Source organism: Rhizobium sp. SG2393 (genome assembly GCF_042610495.1).
Taxonomy (GTDB): Bacteria; Pseudomonadota; Alphaproteobacteria; order Rhizobiales; family Rhizobiaceae; genus RU20A.
Genome location: NZ_JBHGAP010000002.1, coordinates 302,103 through 319,816, shown reverse-complemented (window position 1 = coordinate 319,816; position 17,714 = coordinate 302,103). Strand labels below are relative to the sequence as shown.

General features: G+C 64.1%; 15 protein-coding genes. 9 read left to right on the top strand and 6 right to left on the bottom strand.

Annotated elements, in window-relative coordinates; translation table 11 throughout:
• Positions 1-14 precede the first annotated feature (14 nt).
• From ACED18_RS10280 to ACED18_RS10260, 5 genes are all read left to right on the top strand, one after another.
• The gene (locus ACED18_RS10280; RefSeq protein WP_377291734.1) at positions 15-701 is read left to right on the top strand and encodes a CpaD family pilus assembly protein; all 687 of its coding nucleotides are present in this window, start codon (positions 15-17) and stop codon (positions 699-701) included.
• Between the two features lie 64 nt (positions 702-765).
• Positions 766-2,055, top strand: coding sequence for a CpaE family protein (locus ACED18_RS10275; protein ID WP_377291732.1), 1,290 nt, complete (start codon positions 766-768; stop codon positions 2,053-2,055).
• A gap of 32 nt (positions 2,056-2,087) precedes the next feature.
• Positions 2,088-3,575: a CpaF family protein gene (locus tag ACED18_RS10270; protein ID WP_377291730.1), complete on the top strand. Its 1,488-nt coding sequence runs from the start codon at positions 2,088-2,090 to the stop codon at positions 3,573-3,575.
• Between the two features lie 4 nt (positions 3,576-3,579).
• On the top strand, positions 3,580-4,590 hold the full coding sequence (locus tag ACED18_RS10265) for a type II secretion system F family protein (RefSeq protein WP_377291728.1): 1,011 nt from the start codon (positions 3,580-3,582) through the stop codon (positions 4,588-4,590).
• Positions 4,591-4,603: 13 nt separating this feature from the next.
• A complete protein-coding gene (locus tag ACED18_RS10260; RefSeq protein WP_377291726.1) occupies positions 4,604-5,590 on the top strand; it encodes a type II secretion system F family protein in 987 nt (328 codons plus the stop codon).
• Positions 5,591-5,701: 111 nt separating this feature from the next.
• Here the strand turns inward: ACED18_RS10260 and ACED18_RS10255 are convergent, their stop codons facing one another.
• Complete coding sequence (locus tag ACED18_RS10255) at positions 5,702-6,538, bottom strand: tetratricopeptide repeat protein (protein ID WP_377291724.1); 837 nt, start codon at positions 6,536-6,538, stop codon at positions 5,702-5,704.
• 160 nt (positions 6,539-6,698) lie between these two features.
• On the opposite strand from ACED18_RS10255, the gene ACED18_RS10250 reads away from it, so the two are divergent.
• The 3 genes from ACED18_RS10250 (at position 6,699) to ACED18_RS10240 (ending at position 9,395) form a co-directional block, all read left to right on the top strand.
• Positions 6,699-8,093, top strand: a complete 1,395-nt coding sequence (locus ACED18_RS10250; RefSeq protein ID WP_377291722.1) for a leucyl aminopeptidase family protein — start codon at positions 6,699-6,701, stop codon at positions 8,091-8,093.
• Between the two features lie 93 nt (positions 8,094-8,186).
• Complete coding sequence (locus ACED18_RS10245; RefSeq protein ID WP_377291720.1) at positions 8,187-8,537, top strand: MarR family transcriptional regulator; 351 nt, start codon at positions 8,187-8,189, stop codon at positions 8,535-8,537.
• A gap of 3 nt (positions 8,538-8,540) precedes the next feature.
• Positions 8,541-9,395: an NlpC/P60 family protein gene (locus tag ACED18_RS10240; protein ID WP_377291718.1), complete on the top strand. Its 855-nt coding sequence runs from the start codon at positions 8,541-8,543 to the stop codon at positions 9,393-9,395.
• Positions 9,396-9,450: 55 nt separating this feature from the next.
• Here ACED18_RS10240 and ACED18_RS10235 read toward each other — a convergent pair whose 3' ends face one another.
• The 5 genes from ACED18_RS10235 to ACED18_RS10215 all read right to left on the bottom strand — a co-directional run bounded on the left by ACED18_RS10235 (position 9,451) and on the right by ACED18_RS10215 (position 16,331).
• Complete coding sequence (locus ACED18_RS10235) at positions 9,451-10,410, bottom strand: 2-hydroxyacid dehydrogenase (RefSeq protein WP_377291716.1); 960 nt, start codon at positions 10,408-10,410, stop codon at positions 9,451-9,453.
• Positions 10,411-10,422: 12 nt separating this feature from the next.
• The gene (locus tag ACED18_RS10230) at positions 10,423-12,072 is read right to left on the bottom strand and encodes an ABC transporter ATP-binding protein (protein WP_377291714.1); all 1,650 of its coding nucleotides are present in this window, start codon (positions 12,070-12,072) and stop codon (positions 10,423-10,425) included.
• Complete coding sequence (locus ACED18_RS10225; protein ID WP_377291712.1) at positions 12,069-13,220, bottom strand: ABC transporter permease; 1,152 nt, start codon at positions 13,218-13,220, stop codon at positions 12,069-12,071. Before ACED18_RS10225 ends, ACED18_RS10230 begins: the two co-directional genes overlap by 4 nt.
• Positions 13,220-14,308 carry a microcin C ABC transporter permease YejB gene (locus tag ACED18_RS10220; RefSeq protein ID WP_377291710.1) on the bottom strand — a complete coding sequence of 363 codons (1,089 nt, stop codon included), beginning with the start codon at positions 14,306-14,308 and terminating at the stop codon, positions 13,220-13,222. The genes ACED18_RS10225 and ACED18_RS10220 overlap by 1 nt, the downstream gene beginning before the upstream one ends.
• Positions 14,309-14,471: 163 nt before the next feature.
• The gene (locus ACED18_RS10215) at positions 14,472-16,331 is read right to left on the bottom strand and encodes an extracellular solute-binding protein (protein WP_377291708.1); all 1,860 of its coding nucleotides are present in this window, start codon (positions 16,329-16,331) and stop codon (positions 14,472-14,474) included.
• A 241-nt stretch (positions 16,332-16,572) separates the two neighbouring features.
• On the opposite strand from ACED18_RS10215, the gene mepA reads away from it, so the two are divergent.
• The gene (gene mepA / locus ACED18_RS10210) at positions 16,573-17,637 is read left to right on the top strand and encodes a penicillin-insensitive murein endopeptidase (protein WP_377291706.1); all 1,065 of its coding nucleotides are present in this window, start codon (positions 16,573-16,575) and stop codon (positions 17,635-17,637) included.
• Positions 17,638-17,714 lie beyond the last annotated feature (77 nt).

The window sequence follows — 17,714 nt, the reverse complement described above, 5'->3', positions numbered from 1 at the left end:
ACAGGATCGCACCCATGAGCACCTCATCGATCGAGACCACCGGTAAGGTCCGGGCTCCGGCATGGGCCGCCGTGCTTGCCTGCGCCATGGCCGCAGGCGTGCTTGCCGGTTGCGCGCCCAAGCCGGATCGCCTGTCCACCGGCGCCGTGCCCGACGACTACCGCGCTCGCCATCCGATCGTGCTTGCCGAAGGCGAAAGCACCGTCGACGTGCCGATCTCTTCAGGCGATGTCAGACTTCAGCTTGCGACGCGCGATCTGATCCGCGGTTTTGCATCGCGTTACCACACCACGGCGTCGAGCGTCGTGCAGGTGATCCTGCCGAGCGGAGCACCGAACTCGGCCGCCGTCCAGCGCCTGCGACGCGAGATCCGCGCCGCGCTGGTCTCCGGTGGCGTCCCGGCAAACCGTATCGTTGAATTGCGCTACGAGGCCGGCGCATCCGGCGACGCCGCACCGGTTCGCCTGTCCTACACCGCCATCAAGGCCAGCACCGCACCCTGCGGCGAATGGCCGGAAGACCTGGCGATCAAGACATCGACAAACCAGAACTACTACAATTTCGGCTGCGCGACGCAGGCCAACCTGGCCGCCCAGGTGGTCAGCCCCACCGACCTTCTGGGGCCGCGGGTCATGTCGCCGGTCGACGCCGAACAACGCAACCTCGTCATCAACGACTACCGCACGAGCGGATTGCAATAGCAGCATCCGTCCAGAACGGACGCCGCGGGACCCGCACGGCAGCAGGATACGGCAGGAACAGAAGATGACCACGTTTGATTACAAGATCGGAAGCGGTGGGCGGCCAGACGACATGGCCCTCGACACGACGCGCCCCGGCGATCTCGACACGGTGAGACCGCTGCCGCGCATCTCGATCCATGCCTTCTGCGAGAGCGATGGCGTCCAGTCCTTGTTCGACACGCTCGGCAAGGACCGGCGCATGGCGAAGGTCACGCTGCGCGTCAACAAGGGCACGATTGCCGCCGCCGCCGCCATGTTCGCGCAGATGCCGACCCCCAACCTCATCGTCCTGGAAACGACCGTCGAGCCGCGCAACCTTCTGAGCGAGCTCGCACCCCTGGCCGAAGTCTGCGATGCCTCGACCAAGGTCATCATCATCGGCAAGCACAACGACATTCGCCTCTACCGCGAGCTGATCCGGAACGGCATCTCCGAATACATGGTCGGACCCGTGTCGATTGCCGACATCCTCCAGGTCGTCTCCAACATCTTCGTTGATCCCGAAACCGAACCGCTCGGCCGGTCCATCGCCTTCATCGGTGCGAAGGGTGGCAGCGGTTCATCGACGATCGCGCACAACTGCGCCTGGGGCATTTCCAGCCTCTTTTCGACGGCGGTGATTCTGGCCGATCTCGACCTGCCCTACGGTACCGCCAATATCGACTTCGATCAGGACCCGACGCAGGGGATCGCAGAAGCGGTCTACTCGCCCGAACGCCTGGACGAGGTTTTCCTGGATCGTCTTCTGGCCCGCTGCTCGGATCATCTTTCCATGCTCGCAGCGCCATCCATGCTCGACCGGGCCTACGATATCGAGCCGCAGGCCTTCACGCCGATCATGGAAATCCTCCAGCGCGCCGCCCCGATCGCCGTTCTTGATGTGCCGCATGTCTGGTCGGAATGGACCCGTCGCGTGCTGTCTGAAGCCGACGAAATCGTCATCACGGCAACGCCCGATCTTGCAAACCTGCGCAATGCCAAGAATCTTTTCGATTCCCTGAAGCGCCTGCGCGAGAACGACAAGCCACCCCATCTGGTGCTCAATCAGGTCGGCGTGCCCAAGCGGCCCGAAATCGCGGTCGAAGACTTCTGCAAGTCACTTGAAGTCGAGCCCGCCGCCATCCTGCCATTCGACGCGGCACTCTTCGGCAACGCTGCAAACTCCGGTCGGATGATTGCCGAAGTCGACAAGAAGGCACCCGCTGCCGAAACCTTTTCCCAGCTCGCCCATCTGCTCACCGGGCGGGCGACCAACAAGAAGATCCGTCGGGCGGGTCTGGGCAAGGTTCTGGGAATGCTGGCCCGCAAGTAACGCCGGGCACAAACGAAAGCTGGAAGAAGATCATGTTCGGCAAACGAGGAAACGACAGCTCCGTCAAGACCGCGCCCGCAGTCATTGCGGCCGTGCCACTGGCGACGGCCAAGGTTGCGGAACGGGTCAGCGGGCCTTCGCTGCGTGAAACCCCGCGTGACACCGCGCCGACGGCGCCGACCGCACCCTCCGCTGCCCCGTCGGGTGTGTCCGCATCCCAGCCGCGCCGGCGCCAGGCGCGCAACGAGCAGTACTACGAAACCAAGGGGCAGGTTTTCTCGGCGCTCATCGATACGATCGACCTGTCGCAACTCGCCAAGCTCGATACGGAGAGCGCGCGCGAGGAAATCCGCGACATCGTCAACGACATCATCACGATCAAGAATTTTGCGATGTCGATCTCCGAGCAGGAGGAACTGCTCGAGGATATCTGCAACGACGTGCTCGGCTACGGGCCGCTTGAGCCGCTGCTCGCGCGCGACGACATCGCCGATATCATGGTCAACGGTGCCGGCCAGACCTTCATCGAAGTCGCCGGCAAGATGGTGGAATCCGAAATCCGCTTCCGGGACAATGCGCAGCTTCTCTCCATCTGCCAGCGCATCGTGAGCCAGGTCGGCCGCCGCGTCGATGAATCGAGCCCGATCTGCGACGCCCGCCTTCCCGATGGTTCGCGTGTCAACGTCATCGCCCCGCCGCTCGCCATCGATGGCACCGCGCTCACCATCCGCAAGTTCAAGAAGGACAAGCTCACCCTCGACCAGCTGGTCCGCTTTGGCTCGATCACGCCGGAAGGGTCCGAGCTCCTGCAGATCATCGGCCGTGTCCGCTGCAACATCATCATCTCCGGCGGCACGGGTTCGGGTAAAACGACGCTGCTGAACTGCCTCACCCGCTACATCGACAGCACCGAACGCATCATCACCTGCGAAGACTCCGCCGAACTGCAGCTTCAGCAGCCCCACGTGGTCCGCCTCGAAACGCGCCCGCCGAACATCGAAGGCGAAGGCGAGATCACCATGCGTGAGTTGATCAAGAACTGCCTGCGTATGCGTCCCGAACGCATCATCGTCGGTGAAGTGCGCGGCCCGGAGGTCTTCGACCTCCTGCAGGCCATGAACACCGGTCACGACGGATCGATGGGCACGATCCACTCGAACAACCCGCGCGAATGCCTGAACCGTATCGAATCGATGATCGCCATGGGCGGCTACTCCCTGCCGGCCAAGACCGTGCGCGAGATCATCGCCGGATCGGTCGATGTCATCATCCAGGCCTCGCGCCTGCGCGATGGTTCCCGCCGCATCACCCACGTCACCGAAGTCGTGGGTATGGAAGGCGACGTGATCATCACGCAGGATCTCATGCGCTACGAAATGGAAGGCGAAGACGCGGCTGGAAACATCATCGGCCGCCATGTCTCGACCGGCATCGGCAAGCCGCATTTCTGGGATCGTGCCCGCTACTTCAATGAGGACCGGCGCCTGGCGTCGGTTCTCGATGCCATGGAGAAGAAGTAGCGCCATGTTCGGTCTAGAGCCCGCCGTCCTTGCCATCATCCTCCTGTCCGCCATCGCCGCGGCGAGCCTCGCCTACACCTTCCTCTTCTCCCGCATCGAGGTGGAGAAGAAGGCGGAAAACCGCGTGCGCCGCGTCAGCACCGCAGAAACGGACCGGACGAAGATCAAGGCAGCGCGCGACCGTGTCGCCGAACTCTCGAAGCGGCGAAAGTCGGTGCAGGATTCCCTGCGTGAACTGGAAAAGAAGAAGGAAGAGAAGGCCGTCTCCCGAAAGATGGATCTCAAGACGGCGCTCCAGCGCGCGAGCATCCAGATCACGCCCGGCAAGTTCTACATGATCTCCGTGGGGCTCGGGTTTACCTTCTTTCTGTTCGCCTTCATCTTCACGGGCAATATTTTTGTGGCACTCGGTGCCTTCATCGTCGGTTCGCTCGGACTGCCGCGGTTCGCCCTGAAGTTTCTCATCAAGCGCCGCAGCAAGAAATTTCTCGACGAGTTTCCAAACTCGCTCGACGTCATGGTCCGCTCCATCAAGTCCGGCCTGCCGCTGAGCGATGCCCTGAAGCTGATTGCCAGCGAGGGCCGCGAGCCCGTGAAGTCCGAATTCCGCAAGATCGTCGAATCGCAGCAGGTCGGCATGAGCGTGCCGGATGCCTGCGCGCGCATCTACCAGACGATGCCGCTGCCGGAGGTGAGCTTCTTTGCCATCGTGATCGCCATTCAGAGCCAGTCCGGCGGTAACCTTTCCGAAGCGCTTTCCAACCTGGCGAAGGTCATTCGTGAGCGGCGCAAGATGAAAGCGAAGGTGCAGGCCTTGTCCATGGAAGCAAAGGCTTCCGCGGTCATCATCGGCGCCTTGCCCTTCATCGTCGCCTTTCTCGTCTACATGACGTCTCCGGCCTACATGACGATCCTGTTTACGGACTGGCGCGGCCACGTGATCATGGCCTGCTCCGCTGTCTGGATGAGCATCGGCATCCTCGTCATGCGCAACATGATCAATTTCGACATCTGAGGACGCCGGAACCATGGAAGCGCTCATCACATCGATGCTCAATCCGAAGGCCATGCTGGCGCTCTTCGTCGCAGTTGCGGTCCTCGCCACGGTCCTGTCGCTTGCCGCTCCCTTGCTCGGCGGCAACAACCTCAACAAGCGCATGAAGGCGGTGGCGTCCGAACGCGAGATGATCCGTGCCCGCGAGCGCGCGCGCCTCAATGCCGAGCACACCGCCAACAAGGGCAGCCTGCGCAACCAGTCCGGCAACGGCTCGGTCCGTCAGATCGTCGAACGGCTGAACCTCAAAAAGGCTCTCCTCGACGATTCCATGGCCAACAAGCTCAAGGCGGCCGGCTACCGCTCCCAGAGCGCGACGAACACGTTCCTGTTCGCGCGGTTTGCTCTGCCCTTCCTTTTCCTCGCCATTGCCGCCTTCTACGTCTTCGTGCTCGGCTACCTCGCCGACAAGGCGTTCGGCGTTCGGCTGCTCGCGGTTCTCGGCTTCGGCTATTTCGGCTTCTATCTGCCCAACATCATTGTCATGAACACCATGGGCAAGCGCCAGGCCTCGATCCGTCGCGCCTGGCCGGATGCCCTGGATCTGATGCTGATCTGCATCGAGTCCGGCATTTCCATGGAACTGGCCATGCGTCGCGTTGCCGATGAAATCGCTTCCCAGTCGACCGAGCTTGCCGAGGAGATGGTTCTGACGACGGCCGAGCTCTCGTTCCTGCCCGACCGCCGCACCGCGCTCGACAATCTCGCCCAGCGCATCGGCCTGGAAGAGGTCAAGGCCGTGACCCAGGCGCTCATCCAGGCCGATCGTTTCGGCACGCCGATTGCTGCTGCGCTGCGTGTTCTGGCTCAGGAAAGCCGCGACCAGCGCATGAACGAGGCTGAGAAGAAAGCCGCAGCCCTGCCGCCCAAGCTGACGGTGCCGATGATCCTGTTCTTCCTGCCCGTGCTGATCGCCGTCATCCTTGGCCCCGCCGGTATCCAGGTGGCCGACAAGTTCTGACGGCCGGACGCCGCGTCTCCGATTGACCAAAGCAATCGATCAGAAGAAAAAACGGGGCGCCGCTGCCGACGCCCCGTTTTTCTCGTTGTTGGTAAGGCCTCTCGGATCAGTTCAGTTCGTGTTGCCGGCCTCGGGCGTGTCCTTGGCGGCGAGCTTCTGCCAGGAGTTCTGCTGGGAGAGCATGCCGCGCAGATAGGCGACATTCGCCTCCGCCTGATCGGGGCTGAGTTCCTTGCGGGCGATGGCTTCGGCTTCGGCAAAACGCCCCTGCAGGCCGACGGCAAGTGCGAGGTTCTGGCGCACGCCGCTGTCGGCGCCCGGCTGTTCTGCCGCGGAACGCAAATAGGTCTCCGCCGTCTTCAGGTCCTTGGTGAGCAGGTAGGACATCCCGAGATTGGACAGGACGGAAGGCTCGTTCGGCTGGATGTCGAGTGCCTTGCGATACTGGTCGCGTGCCTCTTGCGAGCGACCCAGCTGGTCGAGAATGGCGCCTTCGGCCGACATCAGCCGCCAGTCGGGCCGATCAGGCGTCTGCGCGCGTCCAATGGTCTGCAAGGCCTGCTCGAACTGTCCGGCCGCGGCCTGCGCCTTGCCATAGGCGGCGAGCACCTCGCGGTCGGTCGGATAGTTGATGGCGACTTGCTGCATCACGGCCAGAGCCTGGTCATTGCGCCCGGTCATGCGCAGCACGTTGGCATATTGCAGGCCCGTATTGCGATCCTTGGGATTCTTCTCGTAGGCCGCGCCAATCGTGCGCTCGGCGCCTGCCAGTTCCGTCGCGCTCATGCCGTCCAGCGAGCGCGTCACGGCCGGCGATGATGCGATCGAACCGGTTGTCAGCGGCTTCCTGGTCGTGGAGCATGCCGATACGGCAACAGCGATCAGAACGATTGCCGTGCCCTTCGAGAGCTGCCGGAGAAAGGCAGGGCGGATTTCCGGTGCGGACATGGTTCGGGCCTCTTGAAGCAAAACGCCGGGCGCCGCACGGAAGGGAACGTGATCGGCGCAATCTTCGCTCCAGCAATAATCTGTTAACCCTAACAGAGCGTTAATTGGCCGTTCTCCCGAGGTCTGTTCCCGCCGGGAAAGCCAGCACAGGAAACCGAAAATGATCCCTTTCCAGTTCATCGAGCGCTCCACGCCCTTCGACGCCGGCGGCGCCGGGACCCTGCCCGTCTTTGCAGTCACACCGCACGACATTGAGGCCGGCAATATCGATCCGATCGCACTCGATTGGGCCCGAAAGGCGGGCTTCAAGGCCGAAAGCGGCGCAGTCCTGCCCGTTCCGGCCTCCGACGGCCATCTGGGCGGCGCGCTCCTCGGCCTTGGCGAACAGCCGCTGGAGCTGCCTTTCCTTGCGGGCAAGCTCGCACGCGCCCTGCCGGCGGGCCGGTGGCATATCGAGACCGCACCGCTTTCGGCCGACCACCTGGCGCTCGGCTATGGTCTCGGCGCCTACCGCTTCGAGCGATACAAGAAGGCGACGATCGCCTCGCCGACGCTCGTCATCCCGCCCAATGCGGATGCCACCGACATCAAGCGGCAGATCGCCGGCATTTATCTCGCCCGCGACCTCATCAACACGCCCACCAACGACATGGGCCCCGCCGACCTCGAGGCCGTCTTCCGGGCACTCGCCGCGCATTACAAGGCGGAGGTCTCCGTCGTCTCGGGCGAGGCGTTGCTGGAGAAGAACTTCCCGCTGATCCACACGGTCGGCCGCGCCAGCACCGGCTTGCCGCGGCTTCTGGAGATGCGCTGGGGCAAGAAGGGCCACCCGAAGATCACGCTGGTCGGCAAGGGGGTCTGTTTCGACACCGGCGGCCTCGACATCAAGCCGTCCGCCTCCATGCTCCTGATGAAGAAGGACATGGGTGGTGCGGCCAACGTCATGGGCCTGGCGCTGATGATCATGGATGCCAAGCTGAAGGTTGATCTGCGCGTCCTCGTTCCCGCCGTCGAAAATTCCATCGCCGGCAATGCATTCCGCCCCGGCGACATCTATACCTCCCGCAAGGGCCTGACCGTGCAGATCGACAACACGGATGCGGAAGGGCGCCTGATTCTGGCCGACGCGCTCGCCTATGCCGACGAGGAGGAGACCGATCTCCTGGTGGACATGGCAACGCTGACGGGCGCTGCCCGCGTGGCGCTCGGCCCGGATCTGCCCCCCTTCTTCACCGACGACGAGGATCTCGCGTCGCGGCTGGCGGCGGCCAGCACGGCGGTGGACGATCCCCTGTGGCGCATGCCGCTTTATCGCGGCTACGAGAAGGACGTGACGGCCCGGATCGCCGATCTGACCAATGCCCCCTCCGGCGGCATGGCCGGCGCCATCACCGCGGCACTTTTCCTGAAGCGCTTCGTCACGCAGTCCAAGCATTGGGTGCACTTCGACATTTTCGCCTGGTCGCAGAACGAGCGTCCGCATGCCCCGATCGGCGGCGAGGCGCAGGCGATTCGCGCCCTCTACCGCGTGATTCGCGGCATGGCGAAGCACTGACCCGCAATCGAAACGCTTGCGTAACGATCTCACCCTAGGTTCAATGGGGTAGGCCCGGGGTGGGGCCGTTCTCGCAGGGAGCGTAAGCAGGCCATGGCCGTGGAGATGACGCCGTCACAGGCCCTGGGCCTGTGGCATGCCGTATCGCTGGAACAGGTGCGGGCCGAGGCCAATGATCTCAGCCTGCGCCAGATGGCGATTTTGCTGCATATCTATCTCGTGCCGCCGCCCCACACGGTGCGGGCACTCGCCGCCACGCTCGGCGTCACCAAGCCGGTCATCACCCGCGCGCTCGACAGCATGGGCGCACTCGGGCTCGTCGATCGCGTCAGGGACGAGCGGGACCGGCGCAACGTCGTCATCAAGCGCACCGTCCAGGGCGCGCTCTATCTCGAACGGCTCGGCGATCGCATCATCGATCGCGGCCGCCAGCTTCCGGTGTAGCTCATGACCAGCCTTCCCGACCGCCGCCTGAACGCCTACCGTCCCGATCTCGCCGAAACGGCGCTGAAGGGCGTCGTGGAAGCCGAGCGCTACACGGACGGCACGCCGGCCACCGTGGCGCTTCCGGTCGCGGACCTCCGGCCCCGGCCCGACCTTGCGGCCGGCATCGACACCCAGATTCTGCTCGGGGAACCGGTCAGGGTGCTCGACCGCGCCGACGGCTGGGCCTGGGTCAAATCCGGGCTGGATGACTATGTCGGCTATCTTCCGGAGACCGCCCTTGAGGCCGCCGCGCCGGCCGCGACCCATATCGTCACCGCCGCGCGCAGCTTCGTCTATCCCGGCCCGGACCTGCGCTTCCCCATGCGCCGTGCGCTTTCCATGGGATCGCGCCTTGCGGTGACGGGGGAGGCGGAGACGCGCGGCACGCGCTATCTGCTGCTTGCGAACGGCGAGGCCGTCATTGCCGGCCACTGCACGTCGCTCTCCGCAGCGCTTTCCGGCGATTACGTCGCCATCGCCGCCCGCTTTCTGGAAACGCCCTACCTCTGGGGCGGCCGTTCCGGCTTCGGCATCGACTGCTCCGGCCTCGTGCAACTCGCCATGATGATGGCCGGCATGGACGCGCCACGCGATTCCGACATGCAGGCGAAGGGTCCAGGCACGCCGGTCGAGCGCGCCGACCTGATGCGGGGCGATCTCGTCTTCTGGAAAGGCCATGTCGCGATCGTCGAGGATGTCGATACGATCCTGCACGCCAATGGCCACACGATGACGGTGGCCCGTGAAGGTCTCACGGCAGCCATCGAGCGCATCCGCTGGCTCTATGCCGAACCGACCGGCTACCGCCGCCCATGACCTCTGGTGCGCAAGCATGCGGCGCGTCCTGGCGTCCGTCCGATAAGAAAGGCGGTCAGTAGCCGGTCTTCCGGTCCACCAGCGCCTCCAGCGGCGCGCCGGCCTCGTGGCGGGCGATCTGCCGCTCCACATGGGCAAACAGCGCCTTCACATCCGACGACGCCGCCACATGCGGCGTCATATAGACGTTCGGCAGGGTCCAGAAGGGGCTGTCCGCCGCCAGCGGTTCGGTCTCGAACACATCCAGCGAGGCGGCCTTCAGCGTGCCGTCCGCAAGCGCCGTCAGGATATCGGCCTCCACCTGGCTGCCGCCGCGGCCGGCATTGAGGAAGACCGGGCCGCCGAGGGCGCCATCGCGCTTCAGCTTGCGGAAGAGGGCGAGATCGTAGAGCCCGCGCGTCTCCGCCGTCAGCGGCAGCAGGCCGACGAGAATGTCGGTGCGGGCAAGAAACGCATCCATCTCGCCGCCGTCGAAGGTGTCGATGCCCGCGATCGTCTTCCTTGTGCGCGACCATCCCACGACGTTGAAGCCCATGACGCGGAGCTTGGCGACGGCATCTTGGCCGAGAACGCCAAGGCCCATGACGCCGACGGTGACATCGGCCGCTTCCGGCTGGCTGAGATCGCGCCATTCGCGGCGCGCCGCCTGGGCCTCATAGGTCGCATGCTGGCGCAGGTGCATCAGGCAGTGCATCACCACCCATTCGCTCATGCGCGTCGTCAGGCTGCGGTCGATGAAGCGCACCAGCGGCACCTCCGGCAGGCCCGGCAGCGTCAGCACGTGATCGACGCCCGCGCCGCCCGAAAACAGCACCTTCAGGTCGGGCGCCCGCGAAAAGAGGTCCGCCGTCGGCTTCCAGAGCACGGCGTAATCGATGCCGGAGAGATCCCGGCCGGCATTTTCGGGGTCGGCGAGGTTGATCGCCTCCCGGTCGGCGAACGCCGTTGCAAGCGCGGCCGTGACCTCTTCGGGAATGAACTTGAGGTCGATGATGACGGGCGATTTGCGGGGCATGGATGAACTCGGCTACTGCTGGATCTGGCTGGTCGGCACGGCCTCGATGTTGAAGGCGGCGGCCATCAGCGCGCGGGTATAGTCTTGCGACGGCGCCGCCACGACACGCTCGGTCGGGCCTTGCTCCACCACCTTGCCAAAGCGCATGACGATGATGTCGTTGGCAAGCGCGCGCACCACCTTGAGATCGTGGCTGATGAAGAGATAGGCGAGGTCGTGCTTCGCCTGCAGGTCGCGCAGGAGATCGACCACCTGCGCCTGCACGCTCATGTCGAGCGCCGAGGTCGGCTCGTCCAGCATCACGAAGGACGGTTTCAGCACCATGGCCCGGGCAATCGCGATACGCTGCCGCTGCCCGCCGGAGAATTCGTGCGGGTAGCGCCAGCGGGTTGCGGGATCGAGACCCACTTCCTCAAGGGCGGAGGCGACGCGCCTGTCCCGCTCGCCGGAAGACAGGCCGGGCTCATGCACGCCAAGTCCTTCGCCGATGATGTCGGCCACCGGCATGCGGGGGCTGAGAGACCCGTAAGGATCCTGGAAGACGACCTGCATGCGCCGCCGCAGCGACCGCATTGCGCCATGCCCGAAGCCGGCGATGTCCTGACCGAGAAAGGCGATGCGCCCCTTCGAGCCGATGAGACGGGTCAGCGCCAGTCCGAGCGTCGTCTTGCCGGAGCCGGACTCGCCGACGATGCCAAGCGTCTGGCCGGCGCGGAGCGTCAGGTCGATGCCATCCACCGCCTTGACGTGATCGACCGTGCGGCGAAGGAAGCCGGCCCGGATCGGAAACCAGACCTTCACGTCCTGCCCCTCGATCACTGCTGGGCGGGACGGATCGGAAGCCGGCGGGCGCCCACGCGGCTCGGAGGCCAGCAGGTGCTTCGTATAGGCATGCTGCGGGTTGGCGAAGACCTCCGCTGTCGGGCCCGTCTCGACGATCTTGCCCTTGGTCATCACGCAAACCCGGTCGGCGATCTTGCGCACGATGCCGAGGTCATGGGTTATGAACAGCATGGACATGCCGTGCTCGTCCTTCAGCGCCTTGAGCAGCGTCAGGATCTGCGCCTGCACGGTCACGTCGAGCGCCGTGGTCGGCTCGTCGGCGATCAGCAGCTCCGGCCGGTTCGCAAGCGCCATCGCGATCATCACGCGCTGGCGCTGCCCGCCCGACAGTTCATGCGGATAGGCTGTGAGCCGCTTTTCCGGCTCGCGGATGCCGACCTGATGGAGCAGTTCGAGCACGCGTTTGCGCGCCGCCTCGCCCTTCAGGCCCTGGTGGAGGTCGAGAATTTCGCCGATCTGCCGCTCGATGGGATGCAGCGGATTGAGCGAGGTCATCGGCTCCTGGAAGATCATGGTGATGTCGTTGCCGCGCACCTTGCGCAGGTCCGCATCCGAAGCCTTCAGCAGGTCTTTGCCCTTGAAGAGGATCTCTCCGGCCGGGTGGCTGGCGGCCGGATAGGGCAGGAGCTTGAGGATCGAATTGGCCGTGACCGACTTGCCGGAGCCCGATTCGCCGACGAGCGCCACGACCTCGCCGCGCGCGATGTCGAAGGAGACGCCATCGACGGCCGTCGAGGTGTGGCCGCCCTGATGAAAGGCGACCTGAAGGTTCCGGATCGACAGGAGAGGGGTCTCGGCACTCAACGGTTCTGGGCTCAACGGAAGGTCTTCCTCGGATCGAAGGCATCGCGGGTCGCCTCGCCCACGAAGATCAGCAGCGACAGCATGACCGACATCACCACGAAGGCGGTGAGGCCGAGCCAGGGGGCCTGCAGGTTCGACTTGCCCTGCGCGATCATTTCACCGAGCGACGGCGAGCCGGGCGGCATGCCGAAGCCGAGGAAGTCGAGCGAGGTCAGCGTGGTGATCGAGCCGGAGAGAATGAAGGGCAGGAAGGTCAGCGTCGCGACCATGGCGTTGGGCAGAAGGTGGCGCCACATGATCGTGGCGTTGCCGACGCCGAGCGCGCGCGCCGCGTTCACATACTCGAAATTGCGGGCCCGCAGGAATTCGGCACGCACCACGCCGACGAAGCCGACCCAGGAGAAGAGCAGCATGATGCCGAGCAGCACGAAAAAGCCGGGCGGCAGGATCGCGGCGATGATGAGCAGGATGTAGAGCACCGGCATCGAGGACCAGATCTCGATGAAGCGCTGCATCAGAAGATCGGTCCAGCCGCCGAAATAGCCCTGCACGGCGCCTGCACTGACGCCGACGACGGCAGACGCGATGGTGAGCGCGAGGCCGAAGAGAACCGAAATCCGGAAACCGTAGATCATCCGCGCCATCACGTCGCGCGCCTGGTCGTCCGTGCCGAGCCAGTTGAGATTGCCGAGCACGCAGTTCGGATCCTCTACGCCGCCGGCATAGCCCGAGCAGCGCTCTTCCTTGCTCATCAGCCAGAAGGGGGCCGTTGGCGCCGAATGCGGGATGTTCGAGTTGACGGTGCTGTAGGAATAGCGGATCGGCGGCCAGATCATCCAGCCATTGGCGTTGATCTCGTCGCGGATGAAGTCGGAGCGGTAGTCGGTCTGAGCAAGGAACCCGCCGAACTTCTCTTCGGGGTAGTCGACGACCACCGGAAACAGCATCTCCCCCTTGTAGGAAGCGACAAGCGGCCGGTCATTGGCGATGAACTCGGCAAAGAGGCTGAGCACGAAGAGGACGAGGAAGATCCAGAACGACCAGTAGCCGCGCCGGTTCGCCTTGAAGTTCTGCCAGCGCCGCTGGTTGACGGGCGAGCGCAGGCCACGGCGCACGGGCGTAGCGTCGGCGGGTGAGAGGGCGGAGGCGGTGGCGCTGGCCATCAGACATCCCTCCGCTCGAAATCGATGCGCGGATCGACCCAGGTATAGACGAGGTCGGAGAGCAGCCCCACGATGAGGCCCATCAGCGAGAAGATGTAGAGCGTGCCGAAGACGATCGGATAGTCGCGCTTGACGACCGCGTCATAGCCGAGCCGCCCGAGGCCATCGAGCGAGAAGATGTATTCGACCAGCAGCGACCCGGTAAAGAAGGCCGAGATGAAGGCGCCGGGAAAGCCGGCGATGATGATCAGCATCGCGTTGCGGAACACATGGCCGTAAAGCACCTGCCGCTCGCCGAGCCCCTTGGCACGGGCGGTGACGACATACTGCTTCTTGATCTCGTCGATGAAGGAATTCTTGGTCAAAAGCGTCGTGGTGGCGAAGGCAGACAAGAGCAGCGTGATCAGCGGCAGCGTCATGTGCCAGAAATAGTCTAGGATCTTCTGCCACCAGGTGAGCTGGCTGAAATTGTCCGAGACGAGGCCGCGCAGCGGAAACCAGTCGAAGAAGGAGCCGCCGGCAAACAGCACGATCAGCAGAATGCCGAAGAGGAAGCCGGGAACCGCATAGCCGACGATGATGATGCCGGAGGTCCACACATCAAAGGTCGAACCGTCGGATACCGCCTTCCGGATGCCGAGCGGAATGGAAATGGCATAGGACAGGATGAGGATCCACACGCCGAGCGAGATGGACACCGGCATCTTCTCGAGGATCAGGTCCACCACCGAGGCATTGCGGAAGAAGCTCTCGCCGAAATCGAAGCGGGCATAATCCCACATCATCTTGCCGAAGCGTTCCAGCGGCGACTTGTCGAAGCCGAACTGCTTTTCCAGCCGCTTGATGAATTCGGGGTCGAGGCCCTGCGCGCCGCGATACTTGCCGGCTTCCTCGCCGCCGGATTCCTGGAAACCGATGTCGTTGCCGGTGCCGGCGAGGCGATCGCCGGAATTCTGCCCGGTGAGATCGGAAATAACCTGCTCGACCGGGCCGCCCGGTGCGAACTGCACGATGATGAAGGAAATCGCCATGATGCCGATCAGCGTCGGGATCATCAAAAGCAGGCGCCTGAGGATATAGGCCGCCATCTAGCGCCCGCCTCCGGGCCGTTCTGCTCCGGCCGTCACCGTCGAGAATGTCACGCCGATCCGTTCCCCGCTCTGCCAGGTCCGCCACGGAGGCGGCAGACCTCTCTGATTCGTCATGAATAGCCTTTGGCGGCGCGTTTTTCCATTGCCGTGCCGCAGGCGCTCACGGTTTGGCGGCAGGATCGAACCACCAGATGCCGGGAAAGCCCGTCGAATACTCAGGGAGAGGGGTCGGGTAACGAAGCGTCGATGTGTAGGCGATGCGGGAGGACCGGCTCGTATAGCTCGGGATCACGTAGTGATGGGCGAGCAGCACCCGGTCAAGCGCCTTGGTGGTGGCGACCAGATCCTCGCGGTCCTTGGCGAAGATGATGCGCTTGATCAGGGCGTCGATGCCGGGATCGGAAATGCCGGCATAGTTCTGCGAGCCCTCGCGCTTGGCCGAGGCCGAGCCCCAGTATTCCGTCTGCTCGTTGCCCGGATTCAACGACTGGGCCCAGCCGCTATACATCACGTCGAAATCGCGCGAGCGCCAGCGATTGGTGAACTGCGAGGAATCGACGGTGCGGATGCGCGCTTCCACGCCGATCTTCTTCAGGTTCTGTGACCAGGGCAGCGCCACGCGCTCGATGGTCGGTCCATCCAGCAGGATCTCGAAGCTGAAGGGCTCGCCCGTCTTGGCATTGACCATGCGGTTGTTCTTCAGCTCGTAGCCAGCCTCCTTGAAGAGCGCGATCGCCTTGCGCAGGTTGTCGCGCTGCGCCTGCGGCGTGCCGCCCACCGGGTTCTGGTAGGGCGTCGTGAAGACCTCCGGCGGCACCTGATCCCTGATGCTCTCCAGCACGTCCTTCTCCTTGCCCTCCGGAAGGCCCTTGGAGGCAAGTTCGGAGCCGAAGAAGTAGCTGTTGATACGATCATACTGGTTGTAGAAGATCGTCCGCTTCAGCTCTTCGAAGTCGAAGGCATAGTTCAGCGCCTCGCGCACCCGCTCGTCCTGGAACTTCTCGCGGCGCAGATTGGGGATGAAGCCGACCAGAACGCCGCTGTCGCGGTAGTCATTGTCCAGCACTTCCCGCTTCAACCGTCCGTCATTGATGGCCGGGAAGTCATAGGATGTCGCCCAGCGCTTGGCTGAATTCTCCCACCAGTAATCAGCATTGCCCGAGCGGAAGGCTTCGAAGGCGACATCAAGATCGGCAAAATAGGTGTAGGTGATCACATCGACATTGTTCTGGCCGACATTGACCGGGAGATCCTTGCCCCAGTAGTCGGCGCGCCGCTCAAAGCGAAGAGTGGCGCCGGGCGTGGCGGAGACGAGCTTGTAGGGCCCGGAGCCCAGGGGCAGTTCAAGCGAGGTCTTGGAAATATCACGGGGCGTTCCCTTGGCGTCCTTGCCCGTCCACCAGTGCTTGGGAACGACGATGAGATCGCCGACGATCTGTGGCAGTTCGCGATTGCCCTTCTCGTCGAAAGTGAAGGTCACCTCGCGCTCGCCGGTTTTCTCCACCTTCGTCACATGCTGGTAGTAAAGCGCGATCTTCGGGTCATTGGCCTTAGCGGATTCGAAGCTGAAGATCACGTCGTCCGGGGTTACCGGCTGCCCGTCCTCCCATTTTGCCTCCGCACGAAGCCGGAATTTCACGAAGCTGTAGTCTTCGGGATAGGCGATGGCTTTCGCCAACAGCCCGTAGGTCGCCGAAATCTCGTCCATCGAGCGCTTCATCAGTGTCTCGTAGACCAGGCCGGGCGTGGCCGGCGCGCCGATCCCTGACGCGAGCTCGCCGCGCGCCACCAGCGGATTGTAGGTATCGAAGGTGCCGAGCCCCGTCAGGCGAAGAGTGCCGCCCTTCGGCGCGTCCGGATTGACGTAGTCAAACCGCTGGAACCCTTCCTGATACTTCGGCGCGCCGATGGTCGCGGTCCCGATCTTCCAGGCCGGCTCCGTCTCTGCAGCCGCAGCCGGCGCCGCAAGTGACAGACAGATCATAAGACTGGCAGCGGACCACAGACGGGCATTCGGCATCAGGGCATATCCTCTCTCGTGTCGTGTTCGACGCTGCGTTCGCAGGCGTGTGCGCAAGGAACTGAGGCATCAGTCTAGGCGAATTGATGGCTGCTGCCAGCGCTCCCGCCCCAAAACAGGCCAAATTTTCAGTGAACGCCTTCTGCTCAAGGCCGGCGCAATGCCCCGCCCGCATGCTCAAGCGGAGACGGGGCGCACCGCACCGGCTGGCTGACGGATGTTGGCGGCGGATGAGGACAACATGACCAAGACACGCAAGACATGGGGCGCCCGCGCTGGCGCCCTGCTTTTCTCGGCCCTGACGCTGGTCGGTCTTCTGGAGCCGACCGCCGGTACCGTCTACGCCGCCGACCAGACGCCGGCCAAGGAACTCTTCGGCTCGATGAAGCTGCCGGTGCGCGCCAACCCGACCTCCTTCGGCTTCTATTCCAAAGGCTGCATTGCCGGCGCCGTCGCCATTCCAACAGATGGTCCGACCTGGCAGGCCATGCGCCTGTCCCGCAATCGTCGTTGGGGACATCCGAAAATGATCTCCCTGATCGAGCAGTTATCGCGTGACGCAGTGACCAAGGCCAACTGGCCGGGCCTGTTGCTCGGCGACATCTCCCAGCCGCGCGGCGGGCCGATGCTGACCGGTCACGCATCGCACCAGATCGGCCTCGATGCCGACATCTGGCTGACGCCGATGCCGCAGCGGACGTTGACGGCCGCCGAGCGTGAAAGCATTTCGGCCACATCCATGCTGGACCCGAAGAAGTTCCTGACCATCAACGACAAGGTCTGGAACGGCAATCAGGCCAAGCTGATCATGCTCGCCGCCAGCTATCCGCAGGTCGAGCGCATCTTCGTCAATCCGGCGATCAAGAAGAAGCTCTGCGACACCTGGACCGGCGACCGCACCTTCATGGGCAAGGTGCGGCCCATCTACGGCCACGACTATCACTTCCACATCCGCATTTCCTGCCCGGCCGATTCGCCCAACTGCCGCAAGCAGGAGCCCGTGACGGCAGGCGACGGCTGCGACAAATCGCTCGCCTGGTGGTTCACCGACGAGCCCTGGGCAAAGCCCGACAAGCCGAAGGACCAGAAGCCGGTCAAGCCGCGGCAGACGACGCTGGACGACCTGCCAAAGGCTTGCCGGGCCGTGCTGGCGGGCGCGCCGGTCTCCGAGGCGGAAGCGACTGTGCGGACCGCCGTGACCGCGCCGGCCCCTGCATCCGACGGTGTCGGTGCGATGATCCGCGCGACCTCCGAAGAGCAGCCATCCTCCGTGCCGGTTCCTCTTGCGCGGCCCGCGCTGCAGTAGACGGCTTCCCAATTGGCGCCACCTGCGTTAAAGCGGTTTCAAATCGATTGAAAGATCGAGACGAAAGCGTTTGGCGC